The sequence below is a fragment of the Streptomyces sp. NPDC025806 genome, from assembly GCF_055558275.1.
In genome coordinates, this window is the sequence record NZ_JBVHMU010000007.1 from 190,237 (window position 1) to 209,742 (window position 19,506).

Annotated in this window: 14 protein-coding genes; 5 read left to right on the top strand and 9 right to left on the bottom strand. The window is 71.4% G+C overall.

Features of this window, described 5'->3' with window-relative positions; translation table 11 throughout:
• Positions 1-211 precede the first annotated feature (211 nt).
• A complete protein-coding gene (gene proS, locus ACZ4E1_RS18510; RefSeq protein ID WP_467540366.1) occupies positions 212-1,627 on the bottom strand; it encodes a proline--tRNA ligase in 1,416 nt (471 codons plus the stop codon).
• Positions 1,628-1,783: 156 nt separating this feature from the next.
• Here proS and ACZ4E1_RS18515 point away from each other — a divergent pair, with 156 nt between their 5' ends.
• On the top strand, positions 1,784-2,569 hold the full coding sequence (locus tag ACZ4E1_RS18515) for a class I SAM-dependent methyltransferase (RefSeq protein WP_467540368.1): 786 nt from the start codon (positions 1,784-1,786) through the stop codon (positions 2,567-2,569).
• Between the two features lie 22 nt (positions 2,570-2,591).
• Here the strand turns inward: ACZ4E1_RS18515 and ftsH are convergent, their stop codons facing one another.
• The 6 genes from ftsH to nsdA all read right to left on the bottom strand — a co-directional run bounded on the left by ftsH (position 2,592) and on the right by nsdA (position 12,259).
• Positions 2,592-4,538 carry an ATP-dependent zinc metalloprotease FtsH gene (gene ftsH, locus ACZ4E1_RS18520; RefSeq protein WP_467540369.1) on the bottom strand — a complete coding sequence of 649 codons (1,947 nt, stop codon included), beginning with the start codon at positions 4,536-4,538 and terminating at the stop codon, positions 2,592-2,594.
• Between the two features lie 188 nt (positions 4,539-4,726).
• The gene (gene ffh / locus ACZ4E1_RS18525; RefSeq protein ID WP_467540371.1) at positions 4,727-6,286 is read right to left on the bottom strand and encodes a signal recognition particle protein; all 1,560 of its coding nucleotides are present in this window, start codon (positions 6,284-6,286) and stop codon (positions 4,727-4,729) included.
• Between the two features lie 137 nt (positions 6,287-6,423).
• Entirely contained in the window at positions 6,424-8,865 is a 2,442-nt protein-coding gene (locus ACZ4E1_RS18530) for a [protein-PII] uridylyltransferase (protein WP_467540373.1), read from the bottom strand.
• 36 nt (positions 8,866-8,901) lie between these two features.
• Positions 8,902-9,240, bottom strand: coding sequence for a P-II family nitrogen regulator (locus ACZ4E1_RS18535; protein WP_188336619.1), 339 nt, complete (start codon positions 9,238-9,240; stop codon positions 8,902-8,904).
• The gene (locus ACZ4E1_RS18540; protein ID WP_467540375.1) at positions 9,237-10,577 is read right to left on the bottom strand and encodes an ammonium transporter; all 1,341 of its coding nucleotides are present in this window, start codon (positions 10,575-10,577) and stop codon (positions 9,237-9,239) included. The genes ACZ4E1_RS18535 and ACZ4E1_RS18540 overlap by 4 nt, the downstream gene beginning before the upstream one ends.
• 197 nt (positions 10,578-10,774) lie before the next feature.
• Positions 10,775-12,259: a transcriptional repressor NsdA gene (gene nsdA / locus ACZ4E1_RS18545; protein WP_467540377.1), complete on the bottom strand. Its 1,485-nt coding sequence runs from the start codon at positions 12,257-12,259 to the stop codon at positions 10,775-10,777.
• A 460-nt stretch (positions 12,260-12,719) separates the two neighbouring features.
• Here nsdA and ACZ4E1_RS18550 point away from each other — a divergent pair, with 460 nt between their 5' ends.
• A complete protein-coding gene (locus tag ACZ4E1_RS18550) occupies positions 12,720-13,388 on the top strand; it encodes a bifunctional DNA primase/polymerase (RefSeq protein ID WP_467540379.1) in 669 nt (222 codons plus the stop codon).
• A gap of 122 nt (positions 13,389-13,510) precedes the next feature.
• Here the strand turns inward: ACZ4E1_RS18550 and ftsY are convergent, their stop codons facing one another.
• Positions 13,511-14,728 carry a signal recognition particle-docking protein FtsY gene (gene ftsY, locus ACZ4E1_RS18555; protein WP_467540381.1) on the bottom strand — a complete coding sequence of 406 codons (1,218 nt, stop codon included), beginning with the start codon at positions 14,726-14,728 and terminating at the stop codon, positions 13,511-13,513.
• A 205-nt stretch (positions 14,729-14,933) separates the two neighbouring features.
• Between ftsY and ACZ4E1_RS18560 the strand changes: the two genes are divergently transcribed.
• From ACZ4E1_RS18560 to ACZ4E1_RS18570, 3 genes are read left to right on the top strand one after another with little or no spacing between them, the layout of a single operon-like run.
• Positions 14,934-16,379 (top strand): cytosine permease, encoded by a 1,446-nt coding sequence (locus tag ACZ4E1_RS18560; RefSeq protein ID WP_467540383.1) that lies wholly within the window; start codon positions 14,934-14,936, stop codon positions 16,377-16,379.
• Positions 16,380-16,435: 56 nt separating this feature from the next.
• The gene (locus ACZ4E1_RS18565; protein WP_467540385.1) at positions 16,436-17,407 is read left to right on the top strand and encodes an LLM class flavin-dependent oxidoreductase; all 972 of its coding nucleotides are present in this window, start codon (positions 16,436-16,438) and stop codon (positions 17,405-17,407) included.
• 50 nt (positions 17,408-17,457) lie between these two features.
• Positions 17,458-17,835: a hypothetical protein gene (locus tag ACZ4E1_RS18570; RefSeq protein ID WP_467540387.1), complete on the top strand. Its 378-nt coding sequence runs from the start codon at positions 17,458-17,460 to the stop codon at positions 17,833-17,835.
• A 155-nt stretch (positions 17,836-17,990) separates the two neighbouring features.
• Here ACZ4E1_RS18570 and ACZ4E1_RS18575 read toward each other — a convergent pair whose 3' ends face one another.
• Complete coding sequence (locus tag ACZ4E1_RS18575) at positions 17,991-19,406, bottom strand: sugar porter family MFS transporter (RefSeq protein ID WP_467540389.1); 1,416 nt, start codon at positions 19,404-19,406, stop codon at positions 17,991-17,993.
• Positions 19,407-19,506: the final 100 nt, after the last annotated feature.

Genomic DNA, 19,506 nt, shown 5'->3' on the forward strand with positions numbered 1-19,506 from the left:
AGTTGTCGCTGATGCGTCCGGACGAGGGCGGGTGCGCCGATCTGCGGAGGAGTCTCACAGCTCGCACCAAGGTGGTGCGTAGTGACCGGTACGCCGGTGCGCGTAGGCGGCCTACGCGCACTGCGGCATACGACTTCGCGCGGGACGCAAGAGGTGTTTCGGCCTCATCCGCGACCCCGGCGCCCCGAAGGCCGTCTTCCGGCGAGGGGCGTCAGTAGGCGCGCGCGACGACCGCGACGTTACCCGGTGCGTCGTCGGCGTCCGGCACCGCCCCGTCCTCCGCGAGCAGACAGCGCACCGAGGCGCCGTGCTCGGCGAGCGTCTCCTCCCCCTCGGGGCCGAGCGCCGCCCACGGGATGCGGGCCCAGCCGCCGGCGTCGGTCGCCTCGACGGCCTCCGCCACGGTGGTGACGTCGCTGGTGCGGGACACGCGGCGCTCGCGCGACTGGCGCAGGAGCAGCGCCTGGTCCTCCTCCAGGAGGCCGGGCAGCACCGCGGCGAGGGTGTCGACCGCGACCGGCGTCTTGCCGCCGGGGATGCGGCGGGCGACCATCGCCGTCCCGCTCTCCAGGTCGCGGGGCCCGATCTCGACGCGTACGGGGACGCCCTTGAGCTCCCAGTCGACGGCGCGGCGGCCGAACGGGGTGTCGGTGCGGTCGTCGACCTGGACGCGGATCCCGGCGGCCTTCAGGGCGGCGCCGATCTCGCGGACCTTGGCGAGCACCGCCTCGTCGCCCTTGATGGCGAGCACGACGACCTGGACCTGCGCGAGGCGCGGCGGCACCCGCAGTCCGTCGTCGTCGCCGTGCATCATCACCAGGGCGCCGATCATGCGCGTGGTCGAACCCCAGGAGGTCTGCCAGACGAGCTCCTGCTTGCCTTCCTTCGACAGGTACTGCGTGTGGAACGCCTTGGCGAAGTTCTGGCCCAGCTCGTGGCTCGTGCCCATCTGGAGGGCCTTGCCGTCGCCCATCATCCCTTCGAGGGTGAGCGTGTTGATGGCGCCCGCGAAGCGCTCCTTGGCGGTCTTGCGGCCCAGCACGACGTCCATGGCGAGGACGTTCTCCATGAAGTCCGCGTACACGTGGCGGTGGATACGGGCCGCGAAGTCGCGCGCCTCCTCATAGGTGGCGTGCGCGGTGTGGCCCTCCTGCCACAGGAACTCCGTGGTGCGCAGGAAGAGCCGGGGCCGCAGTTCCCAGCGGACCACGTTCGCCCACTGGTTGATGAGCAGCGGCAGGTCGCGGTAGCTCTGCACCCACTTGGAGAAGTAGTCGTTGACGATCATCTCCGAGGTGGGGCGGACGACGGCCGGCTCCTCCAGCTCCTTGCCGCCGCCGTGCGTGACCACGGCCAGCTCGGGCGCGAAGCCCTCGACGTGGTCGGCCTCCTTGGTGAGGTAGGACTGCGGGATCAGGAGGGGGAAGTACGCGTTCTGGGTGCCCGTCTCCTTGATGCGCGCGTCCATGTCCTGCTGCATCCGCTCCCACAGGCCGTAGCCGTACGGTCGGATGACCATCGTGCCGCGCACCGGTCCGTTGTCGGCCAGTTCGGCCTTGGTGATCAGGTCCTGGTACCAGCGCGGGAAGTCGTCCGCCCGGGGGGTGAGTACGGGTGCTTTTGCCATGGCGCGCATGCTACGGCCGGACCTGGACCCCATGGCACCCGTTTTCGCCCGGATGCCGGAACGCCTCTGGACGGGACGGCCCGCGCGCAGTTCTCTGGCTTACGGGGAACGACAACGGACAACTCATCGGTGACTCCCGGCGGATGGGGCCCTTCCATGACACCTGCGCTCGCGCCCGGCGTGGACCCGCACGCACGCGCGCGTGACTGGGCGGAGATCCAGGAGCGGATGCTGGTCCCGCTCTACGAGGCGGTGTACGCGCGGCTCGGGGTGGGCCGGGCCACCCGGCTGCTGGCGCTCGGCTGCGGAGCCGGCCTCGCGCTCGTGATGGCGGCCGCGCGGGGCGCCCGCGTGTCCGGGGTGGAGAGCGCGTGCCCGGAGCGGCTCGCGCTGGCCCGGGAGCGGCTGCCGGACCTGGAGACGCGACCGCGCCTCACGGAGGGCGCCGTCCCGGCGGCGGCGGACGCGTCCTACGGGCTGATCACCGCGTTCCAGCCGATCGGCTGCGCGGACGGTGACGCGGAGGACCTCTCCGCGCTGCTGCGCGAGGTCGTGCCGTCGGCCGGGAAGGGCGCCCTGGTGGTGCTCACCGGCTGGGGTCCCCCGGAGTGCTGCACGACGTCGTCCGTCCTGAAGGCGGCCAGGAAGCTCGCCGATCCCCTGCGCGGGACGCCCGGCCGGGGTGCGGCCCTGGAGGAGGTGGCCCGGCGCGCGGGGCTGCGCCCCGAGGGGTCCGGCCGGGTGGCGTGCCCCTTCGGGTACGCGGACGCGGACAGTGCCGTACGGGGGTTGCTGTCGACGGGCCTTTTCGACGCGGCGGTCGCGGCGACGGACCCGGTTCAGGTCGCCAAGGAGATCACGGAGGCGCTGCAGCCGTACGTCCGCGCGGACGGCACGGTGTGGATGCCCAACGTGTTCCGGTACCTGATCGCCCGTACGTGACGGATCGGTCGGCGTCCTTGGATCAGTCGATGTCCTTGAAGAGGCGGGTGACGCCGGCGATCCGGTAGGCGTCGGCCTCCTCCAGCGTCTCGTTCTCCAGGAGGGCCGCGGCGAGCGCGTCCAGCTTGTCGCGGTTCTCGCGCAGCTTGTGACAGGCCTCTTCGTAGCACTCGTCGACGATGCGGCGCATCTCGCCGTCGATGACGTCGAGGGTGTCGGGCGCGGCGGACAGTCCGTAGGCCTGCTGGGCGTCGCTGGGGAGGGCCGAGAGGCGGCCGACCTTCTCGCTCATGCCCCAGCGGGCGACCATGCCGCGCGCGATGTTGGTGACCTGTTCGAGGTCGTTCTCGGCGCCGGTGGTGACGACTCCGTAGACGACCTGCTCGGCGGCCATGCCGCCCAGGGCGCCGATGATGCGGCCGCGCAGGTACTCCTCCGTGTACGCGTACTTGTCGGCGTCGGGGGTGGAGAGGGTGACGCCGAGGGCCCGGCCGCGCGGCACGATGGTGATCTTGCGGACCGGGTCGGCGCCGGGCTGGAGCATGCCGAGGAGGGCGTGGCCGCTCTCGTGGTACGCGGTGCGGCGGCGTTCCTCCTCGGGCATGACCAGGGGCCGCTCGGCGCCCAGCTGGACCTTCTCCAGGGCTTCGGAGAGGTCGGTCTGGGTGACCTGGGGCTGCTTGCGCTTGACGGCGATGAGGGCGGCCTCGTTGGCGAGGTTGGCGAGTTCGGCGCCGGTCATGCCGGGGGTCGTCCGGGCGACCTGGGCGAGGTTCACGTTCTCGGCCATCGGGATCTCACGGGTGTGGATCTTGAGGATGGCCTCGCGGCCGTCGCGGTCGGGCGGCGAGACGTTGACGACGCGGTCGAAGCGGCCGGGGCGGGTCAGGGCCGGGTCGAGGACGTCGGCGCGGTTGGTGGCGGCGATGACGATGACGCCCTCGGAGCCGCTGAAGCCGTCCATCTCGGTGAGGATCTGGTTCAGCGTCTGCTCGCGCTCGTCGTGGCCGCCCATGCCGCTGCCGCCGCCGCGGGCCCGCCCGATGGTGTCGATCTCGTCGATGAAGATGATCGACGGGGCGACCTTGCGGGCCTCCGCGAAGAGTTCCCGCACGCGCGAGGCGCCGACGCCGACGATCATCTCGATGAACTCGGAGGCGGACGCGGAGAAGAACGGCACGCCCGCCTCGCCCGCGACGGCCCGTGCGAGCAGCGTCTTGCCGGTGCCGGGCGGACCCGCGAGCAGCACACCGCGCGGCATCTTGGCGCCCATCCTCCGGTAGGCGTCGGGGTTCTTGAGGAAGTCCACGACGTCGTTGAGCTCGCCCTCGACCTCGTCGATGCCGGCGACGTCGGCGAAGGTGGTCCGCTTCTTGCCGGGCTCCAGCTCGACCGGCTTGGGCGGCTGCTTGCGGCCGAGCATGCCGCCCGCGCCGCCCATGCCCTGGCTCATGCGCCGCGCGATGAAGATCCACAGGAAGACGAGGAGCAGCATCGGGGCGAGCGAGATGAGCAGGTTGGCCAGGAAGCTGCGCTGCTGGACGACCGGCTCGGCCGTCACGGTGACGCCGTGCTTCTCCAGGTTCTCCCAGAGCTTGTCGTCGGCGAAGGAGGGCCGCTGCGTCTTGAACTTCGTGTACTTCTTGCTGTCCTTGTCGCTGCCGTCGGGCGTGGGCTGCTCCTTCTTGAGCTGGCCCTGGATCGCGTCGCCCTTGGCGTAGATCTTGCTGACGTTGTCGTCGGCGACCTGCTTGCTGAACTCGGTGTACGAGATGGTCGGCTCGCCGCCCGAGCTGAAGAAGGACAGCACCAGGTTGGCGATGAGGTAGACGATCAGCGCGGTCAGGATGAGGCCGCCCCAGCCTCCCGGCATCTTGCGCTTCGGCGGTTGCGGCGGAGGGGGCGGGGGCGCGCCTTCGGATCGCCAGGGCTGGTCCGTGCGGTCACGCGGGGGTACGGGGTTCGCCACGCCTGCCTCTCCTCCTGTGCCGCCTGCCGCCGGGGCGCCGCGGAGCGCCGGCCGGGCTGATGGGCCTTGGGCCCATGACCGCACAGTTCCAGGGGCCTCGCCACCCGGGTGGACCGGTCGCGCCCCCGCATGCGAGAGGGGCGCCCGCGTCGCGCGAGCGCCCCTCTCCCCTGCTGTTCCGCGGCAGGTCAGCCCATGAACTTCTTGAACTCGTCGGGGAGTTCGAAGTCCTTGCCGCCCTGCTCGGGCGCGCCGGGCAGGCCGAGCGCGCCGCCGGCCTCGGCGGCGGCCGCACGCCGGGCGGCCTCCTCCTGCTCCTGCTGCTTGCGCTTCATCGGGTTGCCGGAGCGCTGCTTGCCCTTGGCCTTCTTCGGCTGCTTCTTCTGCCGGCCGGGACCGCCGCCCATGCCGGGCATCCCGGGCATGCCCGGCATGCCGCCGCCCTGGGCCATGCGGGACATCATCTTGCGGGCCTCGACGAACCGCTCGATCAGGTTCTTGACCGCGCTGACCTCGACACCGGCACCCTTGGCGATACGGGCGCGGCGCGAGCCGTTGATGATCGCGGCGTCCGCGCGCTCGGCCGGGGTCATCGACTTGATGATCGCGGCGGTGCGGTCGACGTCCCGCTCGTCGAGGTTGTTGATCTGGTCCTTGATCTGGCCCATGCCCGGGAGCATCCCGAGCAGCTTCGAGATCGAGCCCATCTTCCTGACCTGCTCCATCTGAGCCAGGAAGTCGTCGAGGGTGAAGTCCTGGCCCTTCTTGGAGGCCAGCTTCTCGGCCATCTTCTCGGCCTCTTGCTGCGAGAAGGTCTGCTCGGCCTTCTCGATCAGCGTGAGCATGTCGCCCATGCCGAGGATGCGGGACGCCATGCGGTCCGGGTGGAACGCGTCGAAGTCGTCCAGCTTCTCGCCGTTGGAGGCGAACATGATCTGCTTGCCGGTGACGTGCGCGATGGAGAGCGCGGCACCACCGCGGGCGTCGCCGTCGAGCTTCGACAGGACCACGCCGTCGAAGCCGACGCCGTCGCGGAAGGCCTCGGCGGTGTTGACCGCGTCCTGACCGATCATGGCGTCGACGACGAAGAGGACCTCGTCGGGGCTGACGGCGTCGCGGATGTCCGCGGCCTGCTGCATCAGCTCCTGGTCGATGCCGAGGCGGCCGGCGGTGTCGACGACGACCACGTCGTAGACCTTGGACTTGGCGTACTCGATGGAGTCCTTGGCGACCTGGACCGGGTCGCCCACCCCGTTGCCCGGCTCCGGGGCGTAGATGCCGACGCCGGCGCGCTCGGCGACGACGCTCAGCTGGTTCACGGCGTTGGGGCGCTGGAGGTCACAGGCGACGAGCAGCGGCGAGTGGCCCTGCGACTTGAGCCAGTGGCCCAGCTTGCCCGCGAGGGTGGTCTTACCGGCACCCTGCAGACCCGCGAGCATGATCACGGTCGGGCCGGTCTTGGCGAACCGCAGCCGGCGGGTCTCGCCGCCGAGGATGCCGATGAGCTCCTCGTTGACGATCTTGATGACCTGCTGGGCCGGGTTCAGCGCCTGGGAGACCTCGATCCCGAGGGACCTCTCCTTGACCTGCTTGATGAACGCACGGACGACGGGCAGCGCGACGTCGGCCTCGAGCAGCGCGATACGGATCTCACGCGCGGTGGCGTCGATATCCGCCTCGGAGAGGCGGCCTTTGCCCCGGAGGGATTTGAAGGTATTCGCCAAGCGGTCGGAGAGAGTATCGAACACGGCGCTCGTCGGTCCTTGGGGTCGGGGACGGAGAATCGCCCTCCAGAGTATCTGGCCGCGCAAAGCAATCGTCCCCGCCCACCGGATCGGGTGAGCGGGGACACATCCTCGCGCGCGTGGGGAGCAGGCCGCGGCGGTCAGCCCCGGAGCGCCGCTTCCAGGGCCGTGGCCAGCTCCGCGGCCTCCCCCGGAGGCAGCGGGGCGCCCTGCGGACCGGTGACATAGAAGGCGTCGACCGCGTTGGCCCCCAGCGTCGAGGCGTGCGCGGACCGCACCCGCACCCCGGCCGTCTCGAACGCCCGCCCGATCCGGTGCAGCAGCCCGGGCGCGTCCTGGGCCCGTACCTCGATGACCGTGGCGAGCCGGGACGCGGCCGGTGCGACGGTCACCCGGGGCGGCGGCGGGACGACCCCGCGGCGCCTCGGCTGGGCCGCGTCGCGCTCGGCGAGCCGGGACACGATGTCGAGCGAGCCGTCCAGGGCGCGGACCAGGTCGGCGCGCAGCCGGGCGGCCTGGGGCAGCGAGCCGTACTCGGCGGAGACCCGCCAGTCGAGCAGCAGGACGGTGCCGGGCAGGTCGCCGGGCGGGGTGAGCGAGCGCAGTTCCGCCGTGCGCACGGTGAGCCGGTGCAGGGCGAGGACCCCGGCGACGGCGGGCAGGACGCCCGGCCGGTCGGGCACGGCGATCAGAAGTTCGACGCCGAGCGGCTCCGGGTCGGCGGACTCGGCCGGGACGGACTCCATCTGCGTGTGCAGGGCGAGCACGGGCCCGCCCGTGCGGAACGCCTCCACAGCGAGCCGTTCCTGCTGTGCGGTGGGCTCGGCGGCGTCCGGGTCGACGGGTTCGTCGCCGGTGAGCACGGCGGCGGCCCGGCGGACCAGGTCGGCGACGAGCGAGGCCCGCCAGGACGACCAGGCGGCGGGCCCGGTGGCCAGCGCGTCGGCCTCGGTGAGGGCGTGCAGCAGTTCCAGGGTGCCGACCGAGCCGACCGCGTCGGTGACCGCGCGGACCGTCTCGGGGTCCTCCAGGTCGCGCCGGGTGGCGGTGTCGATGAGCAGCAGGTGGTGCCGGACGAGGGTGGCGAGGACGGCGGTGTCGGCGCGGTCGAAGCCGATGCGGGCGGCCACGTCGCGGGCGATGACCTCACCGGCGACCGAGTGGTCGCCGGGCCAGCCCTTGCCGATGTCGTGCAGCAGCGCGGCGACGAGCAGCAGGTCGGGGCGGCCGACGTGCCGGGTGAGGGTGGAGGCGCGGACGGCCGTCTCGACGAGGTGGCGGTCGACGGTCCAGGTGTGCACGGCGTTGCGCTGCGGCCGGCAGCGGACCCGCTCCCAGTCCGGCAGCAGCCGTGTGATCAGTCCTTCCGCCTCCAGCGCCTCCCACACCTCGACGGTCGGCCGGCCCGCGCCGAGCAGGGTCACGAGCTGTTCCCTGGCCTCGGCGGGCCAGGGCGTGGGCAGCGGGCGGGCGGCCTGGGCGAGGCGGCGCACGGCGTGCAGGGAGAGCGGGAGTCCGGCCTGGGCCGCCGCGGCGGCGGCGCGCAGCGGCAGCACCGGGTCGCGTTCGGGCCGGGCGGCGCGGGCGAGCACGGCCTCGCCGTCCATCTCGACGACGCCCTCGGCGAGCGGCGAGCGCTCGGCCGGTGCCTGGCGGGCGCCGCCCAGCATGGCGCGCAGCCGGGGCCGCACGGAGCGGGAGCGCAGGACGCGGCCGACCTCGCGCCAGGTGACGTCCGTGGCGTAGGCGACGGTGCGGGCGGCCTCGTAGACCTGGCGGAGCAGGGCGTCGGCGTCGAGGAGTTCGAGGTCCCGTGCGACCTGGTCCTGTTCCTGGAGGGCGAGACGGTCGGTGGCGCGGCCGGTGGCGAGGTGAAGGGCGTCGCGGACGTCGAGGAGGCGGCGCCGGGCGTCGGCGAGTCCTTCGCGGGGGGCGTCGGCGAGCCAGGAGGCGGCGACGGCGCGCAGGGCGGTGGCGTCGCGCAGGCCGCCGCGGGCCTCCTTGAGGTCGGGTTCGAGGAGGTACTGCAGTTCGCCCTGGCGCTCGGCGCGCTCCTCGCACAGCTCGCGGAGTTCGGGGAGCCGCTTGGGGGCCTGGTTGCGCCAGTCGGCGAGGACGGCGGTGCGCAGGCCCGCGGTGACGCCGAGGTCGCCCGCGACGTGCCGGGCGTCGAGGAGGCCGAGGTGGACCTTGAGGTCGTCGCCGGCGGTCTTGCGGGCCTCGGCGGGGGTGCGCACGGAGTGGTCCAGGGCGAGGCCCAGGTCCCAGACCGGGTACCAGAGGCGGTCGGCGAGCGCGGCGATCTCGCCGGGCCCCGCGGTGCCGTCGTGCAGCAGCAGGAGGTCGAGGTCGCTGCGCGGGGAGAGCTCGCCGCGCCCGTATCCGCCGACGGCGACGAGCGCGGTGCCGGGCAGGCCGGTGCCGAACAGTCCGGCGAGCCAGTCGTCGGTCAGGGCGGCGAGGGCGGAACGGCGCGGCGGCCCGGGCCGCGCCTCCCCTTGGAGGAGGCGCAGCCGGGCCGCCGCGTAGCCGCTGGGCGCAGCGCTGTCGTCGTCCGCTGCTTCGGTCGATACGTCGTTCACACTCGTCACCCGGCGGCTCCCGTTCGCTTCGTGGTTCTAGAGGGCGTCCGGGCCGCGCTCGCCGGTCCGGACCCGTACGGCCGTCTCGACGGGGACGGCCCAGACCTTGCCGTCGCCGATCTTCCCGGTGCGGGCGGCCTTGACGACGACCTCGACGAGCTGGTCGGAGTCCTCGTCCTCGACCAGGACCTCGATCCGGATCTTGGGGACGAGGTCGACGGTGTACTCGGCGCCGCGGTAGACCTCGGTGTGGCCGCGCTGGCGGCCGTAGCCGCTGGCCTCGGTGACGGTCAGGCCCTGGACGCCGAAGGCCTGGAGGGCCTCCTTGATCTCGTCGAGCCGGTGCGGCTTGACGACCGCGGTGATGAGCTTCATGCGTCCACCTTCTGGGAGTCCTGGGCGACCGGCGCCGGTACCGCCGAGCGGGCCGCGATGCCGCCGCCCGCGCCGCTGAAGTCGTAGGCGGTCTCGGCGTGCTCGGCCTGGTCGATGCCCGCCACCTCGTCGTCCTCGCTGACCCGCATGCCGATGGTCTTGTCGAGGGCGAAGGCGAGGATCGCGGAGACGATCAGCGAGTAGGCGAGGACGCCGCCGACTCCGGCGAGCTGCTTCCAGAGCTGGTCGAGGCCGCCTCCGTAGAAGAGGCCCTTGGCGTCGGACTGGCCGCCGCCGGTGGCGAAGAAGCCGATGAGGACGGAGCCGAGGATGCCGCCGACGAGGTGGACGCCGACGACGTCGAGGGAGTCGTCGTAGCCGAACTTGTACTTGAGGCCGACGGCCATGGCGCACAGGACGCCCGCGATCGCGCCGATGGCGATGGCGCCGAGCGGGGAGCAGGAGCCGCCGGACGGGGTGATGGCGACGAGGCCCGCGACGGCTCCGGAGGCGGCGCCGAGGGAGGTGATCGCGCCGTGCCGGATCTTCTCGTAGGCGAGCCAGGCGAGCATGGCGGCGGCGGTGGCGACCTGCGTGTTGACGAACATGAGCGCGCCGACGCCGTCGCCGTTGCCGAGCCAGGAGCCCGCGTTGAAGCCGAACCAGCCGAACCAGAGCAGGCCCGCGCCGAGCATCGTCCACGGCAGGGAGTGCGGGCGCATCGGGTCCTTCTTGAAGCCGACGCGCTTGCCGATGACGAGGATGACGCCGAGGGCCGCGGCGCCCGCGTTGATGTGCACGGCGGTGCCGCCGGCGAAGTCGATGACGCCGAGCTCGAAGGCCCAGCCGCCGGCGCCCCACACCCAGTGGGCGACGGGGAAGTAGACGAGCGTGACCCACAGGGCGACGAAGGCCGCCCAGGCGGTGAACTTGACGCGGTCCGCGAGGGCGCCGCTGATCAGGGCGGGCGTGATCACGGCGAACATCAGCTGGAAGACGGCGAAGACGTAGACCGGGATCGTGTAGCCGTCCCAGAGCTGGGTGAGGCCGATGCCGCTGAGGCCGACGAAGTCGCCGTCCCAGCCGATCAGCGATCCCTTGTCGGTGCCGAAGGCGACGGAGAAGCCGTACAGCACCCAGAGGATCGTGACGATCCCGAGGCTGATGAAGCTCATCATCAGCATGTTCAGGGTGCTCTTGACGCGGACCATGCCTCCGTAGAAGAAGGCGAGGCCCGGCGTCATGAGCATCACCAGGGCGGAACAGATCAGCATGAAGCCTGTGTCGGCGGACGACAGTGCGGGGGTGTCCGCCGCAAGCGTGATGGCTGCTGCCATCGGCGTCTCCTCGTCGTTTCGTGCGGCCCCGTGCGGGCGAAGCCTGAGCGGTCATGAGGGGTGGGCCGGTTATGCGCCAGACTCTGACCGCCCGCCGTTTCGACGGGCGCCCCTCGATGTTTCGCCGCAGTGACGAAGAGGTCGTGCGTGTTACGCGTGGATGACGCGCGGGCGGCCCCCTGGGGGCCGGTGCGGGTTCAGACCGCGGCTTCGGCGGTCTCGGGCAGGTGGACGGCGAGCTGGTCGGTCAGGTGGATGACCTCGGCGACGCCGCCGAAGTCCCGCACGGCGGTGTCGACGGTCTTGCGGATGCGCGTGTTGACCCGCTCGGAGCGGACCTTGCGGGCGATCCCCAGGGCCTGCTCGGCCAGGACCGTGGACTGCTCGGGCTCCTTCTGGAGGAGGTGCACGGTGGCCATGCCGATCAGGTTGAGCGCGTAGGAGCGCTGGTGCTCCGCGTCCTTGCCGAACAGCTCGACGGCCCGCTTCATCAGCGGTTCGGCCATCGTCGCGTACGTGGGGCTGCGGCCGGCCACGTACGCGAGGTCGCGGAAGGAGTGGCTGTTCTCCCCGTGCAGCTCGGCCTCGGAGAAGAAGCGGATCCAGTCGGGGTCCGGCTCGTCCCAGTCGTCGGCGTCGGTGAAGGTGTCCTCGGCCATCCTGACGGCGCGCTTGCACTTGCTGGGCTGGCCCATGTTCGCGTAAGCGCGGGCCTCCATCGCATACAGCATCGACTGGGTGCGGGGACTGGCGCAGTCCCGACTGCCGTACTGGGCGAGGTGGATGAGCTCCAGCGCGTCCTCGGGGCGGCCGAGGTGGATCATCTGGCGGCTCATGCTGCTGAGGATGTACGAGCCGAGCGGCTTGTCGCCCGCTTCCTTGGCGGCGTGCAGGGCGAGGACGAAGTACTTCTGGGCGGTGGGCTGCAGGCCCACGTCGTAGCTCATCCAGCCGGCCAGCTCGGCGAGCTCGGCGGCGACCTTGAACAGGCGGCGGGTGACGGTCTCCGGCTGGGGCTCCTGGAGGAGGTCGGTGACCTCGTGGAGCTGGCCGACGACGGCCTTGCGGCGCAGGCCGCCGCCGCACTGGGCGTCCCACTGGCGGAACATGACGGTGGTGGACTCGAGGAGGTCCAGCTCCGGCTTCGAGAGGCGGTTGCCCCTGCGGCGGCTGTCGAGGTCGGCCACGGGCTCGGGCTTGGCCGGCCCGCCCGGCGTCGGCACGAGCCAGCGCTGCATGGGCTCGACCAGGGAGGGGCCGGCGGCGAGGGCGAGCGAACTGCCGAGGAAGCCGCGCCGGGCCAGCATCAGGTCGCTGCGTGAGAACTCGCCGATCAGCGCGACCGTCTGCGGTCCGGTCCAGGGCAGGTCGACGCCGGACACGGAGGGCGACTGGTGCGCGGCGCGCAGCCCGAGGTCCTCGACGGCGACGACACAGCCGAACCGCTCGGAGAACAGCTCGCTGAGGATCCTGGGGATCGGCTCCCGCGGGTTCTCCCCGTCGAGCCAGCGACGGACTCGGGAGGTGTCGGTGGAGATGTGGTTCGCACCCAACTGACGGGCCCGCCGGTTCACTTGACGCGCCAGCTCGCCCTTGGACCAGCCGCTGCGCACGAACCACGAGCCGAGCAGCTCGTTCGGGCGCTTCTCAGCGTTCGTCACGCTTCCGCCGCTGCCGCCCACTGGAACGCCCCCATTCTGAAACCGACTAAGACGCTCGTCGTCAAGCCCTGCCCAGCCGCTCTTGTCCGCAAGCACTATCAAGGATGCCGTCAAGAACGGCCTCCCGTCCGGCAGTTGTCACTCTCCGGAGAGGAAACCGACTTGCCTGCGGCATACCCACGCGTGCATCTACCCCGAACTTCGTGCACTGAAAGTAATCCTACGATCACCCCTCCGGCGAGGGAGAACCTGGAAACGCCACCATTCGCCACCCCTTCGAATGAACTGCGCGACGGCGCCGCACGATTCACTTGACATAGGACAGCCGGAAGTGAGCGGAACGGGGTGCGGCAGGGCGCGTTGCGCCGGGCGCACCACCCCCGATGCGACCGAGCGCCGCCTCGACCGGGCGACGTGAGCAGCGGGTCACGATCCGATTCCACTACGTAACCACCGGCGCGCGGGACCCGTTGGAGGGGGCATGGGCTTCACGATCGGCGGCATCCGTGAGTTGCGCACGGGCTCACGTCGCCGCGGCCGCACGTCCGGCCGCACCTCGGACTGCACGCACGTCGCCGAGTTCACCGGCCTGTGGGGCTGGGACGTCGTCCCGGGCGCGCGGGCCGCGGGCAGCGCGTGCTCCTGCGGCCGGGCCGGCTGCCCGGCGCCGGGGGCGCATCCGCTCGATCCGTCGGTGACGGTGCCGGCGGGCGCCACGCTCGGCGAGGTGACCGAGACGTGGAGCCGCTTCCCGGGGGCCGCGGTCCTGCTGCCGGTCGGCCGCGCGTTCGACATCATCGACCTGCCGGAGGCGGCGGGGCGGCGGGCGCTGATCCGCCTGGAGCGCATGGGGCTGCCGCTCGGTCCGGTCGTCGCCACGCCCGAGGGCCGGGCGCACTTCTTCGTGGCGCCGGGCGCCGCCGCCGAGCTGCCCGCGCTCCTGTACCGCATGGGCTGGGACGACGCGGCGCTGGACCTGCACGCCCTCGGCCCCGGCACGTACATCACGGCGCCGCCCTCGGACCGCGCCGGCCTGGGCCCGACGAGCTGGCTGCGTCCGCCGTCCCTGGACACGGCCACCCAGCCGCCGCAGGCCCGCCTCCTCCTGGGCACCCTGGCGTACACGGCCCACAGGTCGCCCTGCGCCTGACCAGGCAGAGAACAGGGACCCGAAAAGCAGGGTGGGGAACCGCCGGCCACGATCGGCCCGCAGTTCCCCACGACGCATCCCTCGACGGTGCGGCATTCCACACCCACACCCGAGCGGAGTGCCTACTCCCCGATGAGGGCGTCCACGAACGCCTCGGGCTCGAACGGCGCGAGGTCGTCCGGCCCCTCGCCGAGCCCGATGAGCTTCACCGGTACGCCCAGCTCGCGCTGGACCGCGATCACGATGCCGCCCTTGGCCGTGCCGTCCAGCTTGGTCAGCACGATGCCGGTGATGTCCACGACCTCGGCGAAGACGCGGGCCTGGACCAGACCGTTCTGCCCCGTCGTCGCGTCGAGCACGAGCAGCACCTCGTCCAGCGGGGCGTGCTTCTCCACGACGCGCTTGACCTTGCCGAGCTCGTCCATCAGGCCGGTCTTGGTGTGCAGCCGGCCCGCGGTGTCGATGAGGACGACGTCGGCGCCCTCCTCGATGCCCTCCTTGACGGCGTCGAAGGCGATCGACGCGGGGTCGCCGCCCTCGGGGCCGCGCACGGTGCGGGCGCCGACACGCTCGCCCCAGGTCTGCAGCTGGTCGGCGGCGGCGGCGCGGAAGGTGTCCGCGGCGCCGAGGACGACGTTCTTGCCGTCGGCGACGAGCACGCGCGCGAGCTTGCCGGTGGTGGTGGTCTTGCCGGTGCCGTTGACGCCGACGACCATCACGATGCCCGGGGTGTCCAGGTTCGAGTCCGTGTTCACGGCGCGGTCGAACTCGGGGACGAGCAGCTTCAGGAGCTCCTCGCGCAGCAGGCCGCGCAGCTCCTCCGGGGTGCGGGTGCCGAGCACCTTGACGCGCTCGCGCAGCCGCTCGACGAGCTCCTGGGTGGGCTGCACGCCGACGTCGGCGGTGAGCAGCGTGTCCTCGATCTCCTCCCAGGTGTCCTCGTCGAGGTGCTCACGGGACAGGAGGGTGAGGAGTCCCTTGCCCAGCGCGTTCTGCGAGCGGGAGAGCCGGGCGCGCAGCCGGACCAGCCGGCCCGCGGTCGGCTCGGGGACCTCGATCTCGGGGGCGGCCGGGGCTTCCTCTGCGGGGGCCTCGGCGGGGGCTTCGGTGGCCGGTTCGGCGACCGGGAGGTCGACCTCCTCGATGGTGCGCCGCGCTTCGTCGCGCGGGGTCTCGGCCTCGTCGCCGACATGCGGCTCGGCCGGCGGGGCGGCGGTGATGTCGGGCGCCGAGGGCGGCGGCGGAGGCAGCTGCTTCTTCTTGCGGCTGCCGACCACGAGCCCGCCGAGCGCGCCGATCACGACCACGGCGATGACTACAGCAAGGATGACGATGTCCATAACCCGTCCAGTATCAGTCATGGGCCTCGTCCGGGCCGCTCTTGTGACTTCCTCCAAGAGACAAACGCCTCTAGAGGGAACTACTCGGACTAAAGTACGATGGAAGAGGAAGCGTCAACGCGCGTAGAGTCCAACGCGATCGTCCCCACCGGACCTGAGGCGATCGCCACCGCCCCACCCCCACAGAGGCACGGAACCCCACCGCATGAGCAAGACCGCCGAATCCGAAGGCGCCCTCGAGACCCGCGGCATCGAGCCCGTCCCGGACGCCGAGCGCACCGCCAAGACCCGCGAGCTGTTCCCCACCTGGGTCGCGGCCAACATCAGCGTGCTGCTGCTCACGATGGGCGCGAGCCTGGTCGTGGCGTACAAGCTGAACTTCTGGCAGGCCCTCGTCGTCGCCGTCGCGGCGCCCGTCCTCTCGTACGGGCTCGTCGGGTTGATCGGCATCGCCGGCAAGCGGGGCGGCGCCCCCGGCATGGCGCTGTCGCGCGCGGTCTTCGGACAGCGCGGCAATCTGCTGCCCGGCTCGCTGATCTGGGTCGCCCGCTGGGGCTGGGAGACGATCAACGCGGTGACGGGTGCCTACGCGGTGCTCACCGTGCTGGACATCCTCTTCGGCATCAAGCAGAACAACTTCCTGGTGATCGTCACCCTGCTGCTCTTCGTGGTGGCCACGTTCGCCATCTCGGGCCTCGGCATCAACGCCGTGCAGAAGTGCAACAAGTACGCGACGTACCTCTTCGGCGCCTTCTCCGTCCTGGTGCTCGTCTACCTGATCGTCGACACCGACTGGTCGAAGGTCTTCCACCAGCCCGCGGGTTCGACGTCCCTGATGGTGGCCGGCATCGGCATGATCGCCGCCGGTGGTGTCAGCTGGATCCCCGCCTCCCCGGACTTCACGCGCTACCTGCCGCGCACGGCCTCGGCCGCCGCGATCGTGCGCAACTCGATCGGGGGCGCCGGCATCGTCGTCCTGCCGATGGTCCTCATGGGTGCCGTGATGGCCGTGTCGACGCCGGACCTGGCCTCGGCCGCCGACCCCGTCTCCTTCCTGGGTGACTTCCTGCCGCTGTGGATCGCGGTGCCGTACCTGCTGATCGCCCTGGTCGGCATGCTGCTGATCAACGCGATGTCGATGTACTCGGCGGGCTTCACCGCGCAGACCCTCGGCTTCAAGGTGCCGCGCCACTGGGCGGTCTCCATCAATGCGCTGATCTCGCTGGTCTTCGGCGCGATCCTGATGCTCGTCGCGACCAGCTTCATGGGCTCGTTCATCGCCTTCCTGTCGCTGCTCGCGGTCGCCTTCTCGGCCTGGGTCGGCGTCTTCGGCGCGGACATGTTCACGCGCAAGCACTACGACGCCGCGGCGCTGATCGACACCACGCGCTCCAGCGCCTACTGGTACAAGGGCGGCTTCTCCCCCGCCGCCGTCATCGCCTGGGCGGTCGGCCTGGTCGCAGGCCTGCTGTTCACGTCCTCGGACTGGTTCACCGGCCCGCTCGCCTCGAACAACTTCCTGGGCGAGTACGGACTCGGCTGGATCGTCACGATCATCGTCTCGGGTCTGCTGTACCTGGCCCTGCCGAAGCCGGTCGACACGACCACGGCGCCGGACGAGACCGAGAGCGCCGAGGCCCTGGCCGTCTGACGCACCGTCAGCTAACGTCCCCCTTCACACGAGCCCGCGTGAAGGGGGACTTTTCGATGCCCGTCTCCGTCGTACGGTTCAACCTGGTCGATCCGGCCGGCACACCCGAGTCGCTCAGCGCGCGCTACAAGGCGGCGGTGGAGATGGCGGCGTACGCCGACGACCGGGGCGTCGACACGGTGCAGACCGAGGAGCACCACGGCGTCGCCAACAACTGGCTGCCCTCCCCGTTCACCTTCGCGGGCGCGGTCTTCGGCGCCACCCGCCGGATAGCGGTCACGGTCTCGGCGATCATCGGCCCGCTGCACGATCCGCTGCGGCTGGCCGAGGACATCGCCGTCCTGGACCTGGTGAGCGGCGGCCGGCTGGTCACGGTGGCGGGGATCGGGTACCGCCCGGAGGAGTACGCGCAGTTCGACGTGGAGTGGAAGCGGCGCGGCAAGCTCCAGGACGAGCTGCTGGAGACGCTGCTCGCCGCGTGGACGGGCGAGGAGTTCACCTTCCGGGGACGGCGCGTGCGCGTGACCCCGCGCCCCTTCACGCAGCCGCATCCGCTGCTGCTGGTGGGCGGTTCCTCGCAGGCGGCGGCGCGCCGCGCGGCCCGGCTCGGCCTGCCGTTCTTCCCGAGCGCCCATCTGCCGGAGCTGGAGCTGTACTACAAGGAGCGGCTTGCCGAGTACGGCACCGAGGGCTGGACGATGATGCCCGGGGAGACCACCCCGCTGCTGCACCTGTCCGAGGATCCGGACCGCACCTGGGCCGAGCACGGCGAGCACTTCCTGCACGAGGCGCGCACGTACGCGTCCTGGCAGTCGCAGGACATCAAGTCGGCGGTGCGCTCGGGCGCGACGACGGTCGAGGAGCTGCGCGCCGAGGGCGTCTATCGCATCCTCACGCCGGACGAGTGCGTCGCCCAGGGCCTCGACAACTATGTGCTGCACCCGCTGTCGGGCGGTATGCCGATCGACGAGGGCTGGCGCTCCCTGCAGCTGTACTGCGAGAGCGTGCTGCCCCGACTGACGGCCTGAGCCGCGCAATTCCCTGGCCGCCGCCGTCCTCCTGGTGCTGCACTGGCGCCATGAGTCTTCTGGTGGAGGTGTTCGTCCGCGACCCGGACGGCACCCTGCGCATCCTCGATGTCCCCGACGACGTCTATCAGTCGGGCGGCTTCGAGTCCTGGCGGAAGACGGTGTGGGGTTCGGACCTGGTGCGCTCGCTCGGTGCGCGCCTGCTGCCGCAGCTCTCCGATGACGATCTGTACGCCGAGCCGGACCAGGTGCCGCAGCTCCTGGACGAGGTCGCGCTCGTCCGGGAGCGTCTGGACGAGGTGGCGCACGGGACGCGGCATCCGCGCGAGGTCGAGGAGCACCGGGACCAGATCGCGCACCGGCTGCGCATCATCGAGGCGAGCTGCCACAAGGCGCTGGAGATCGGCGGCGGCGTCCTCATCTGGTGACGTCGTGACGTCCGAAGTCCCGGAATCGTCCGACGCCCCGGACATGACACCGCCCGCCGTCCGGTGGTGGGGTCCGGGCGGCGGGCGGTGACGGCAGCGGGGGGACGGCAGCGGGGACTTGGTCCGTCCCCCCGGGTCGGTGGGAGGCGCGGGCGTCAGCCCATCTCCTCCAGGGCCTTGCCCTTGGTCTCCTTCACGAACTTGAGCACGAAGGGGATCGAGAGCGCGGCGAAGATCGTGTAGATGACGTACGTCGCGGAGAGGTTCCAGTCGGCCAGCGACGGGAAGCTCGCGGTGATGGCCCAGTTGGCGATCCACTGGGCCGAGGCGGCCACGCCGAGGGCCGCGGCGCGGATCCTGTTCGGGAACATCTCGCCGAGGAAGACCCAGACCACGACACCCCACGAGAGGGCGAAGAAGAGGACGAACACGTGGGCGGCGACCAGCGCGACCCAGCCCTGGGTGCTGGGCAGCTTGCCGTCCACCAGGTCGAAGGAGAACGCCCAGGCCTCCAGGGCGAGACCGACGACCATGCCGACCGAGCCGATGAGGGCGAGCGGCTTGCGGCCGATGCGGTCGACGAAGATCATCGCGATCACGGTGCCGACGATGTTGATGATCGACGTGGTGAACGAGTAGAAGAACGAGTCGGTGGGGTCGACGCCGACGGACTGCCACAGCGTCGAGGAGTAGTAGAACGCGACGTTGATGCCGACGAACTGCTGGAAGACCGAGAGGCCGATGCCGACCCAGACGATCGGCTTGAAGAAGAAGCTCCCGCCGAGCAGGTCCTTGAACGTGGACTTGTGCTCGCTCTTCATGGCGTGCTCGATCTCGAGGACGCGGGCGTCCAGATCGACGTCCTTGCCCTCGACCTCTTCGAGAACCTTGCGGGCCTTCTCGTCCTTGCCGGCGGAGATCAGGTAGCGCGGCGACTCGGGGATGGCGAAGGAGAGCATCCCGTAGAGGATCGCCGGGACGACCATGACGCCGAGCATGACCTGCCAGGCCTCCAGGCCCATGAGCTCGCCGCGCTGGTCGCCGCCCGCGGCGTTGAGCAGGCCCCAGTTGACGAGCTGGGAGATGGCGATGCCGACGACGATGGCCGCCTGCTGGAAGGAGCCGAGCCGGCCGCGGTAGGCGGGCGGGGCGACCTCGGCGATGTAGGCCGGGCCGATGACGGAGGCCATGCCGATGGCGAAGCCGCCGATGATCCGCCAGAAGGCGAGGTCCCACAGGGCGAACGGCAGGGCGGAGCCGACGGCGCTGATGGTGAACAGCACGGCGGCGATCTGCATGCAGCGGATGCGGCCGATGCGGTCGGCGATGCGGCCCGCGGTGGCGGCGCCGATGGCACAGCCGATCAGGGCGATGGCGATGACCTGGGCGAGGGCGGCGGAGCCGATGTCGTACCGGTCGCGGATGGCCTCGACGGCGCCGTTGATCACGGAACTGTCGTAGCCGAAGAGGAAGCCGCCCATCGCGGCGGCGGCCGCGATGAAGATGACATGGCCCAGATGCTCGGGGTGCGCTTCCCGGGCTCCGGACTTCGGTGGCGCAGTGTCGGTCACGTGTACTCCTCGGGCCACCGGCTGCACTGCCGGGGGTGGGGGCGAGCCCTTCCAGTGGCGCACAACTTCACGCCGCCCACCACCTGAAGGTAAAAGCAAC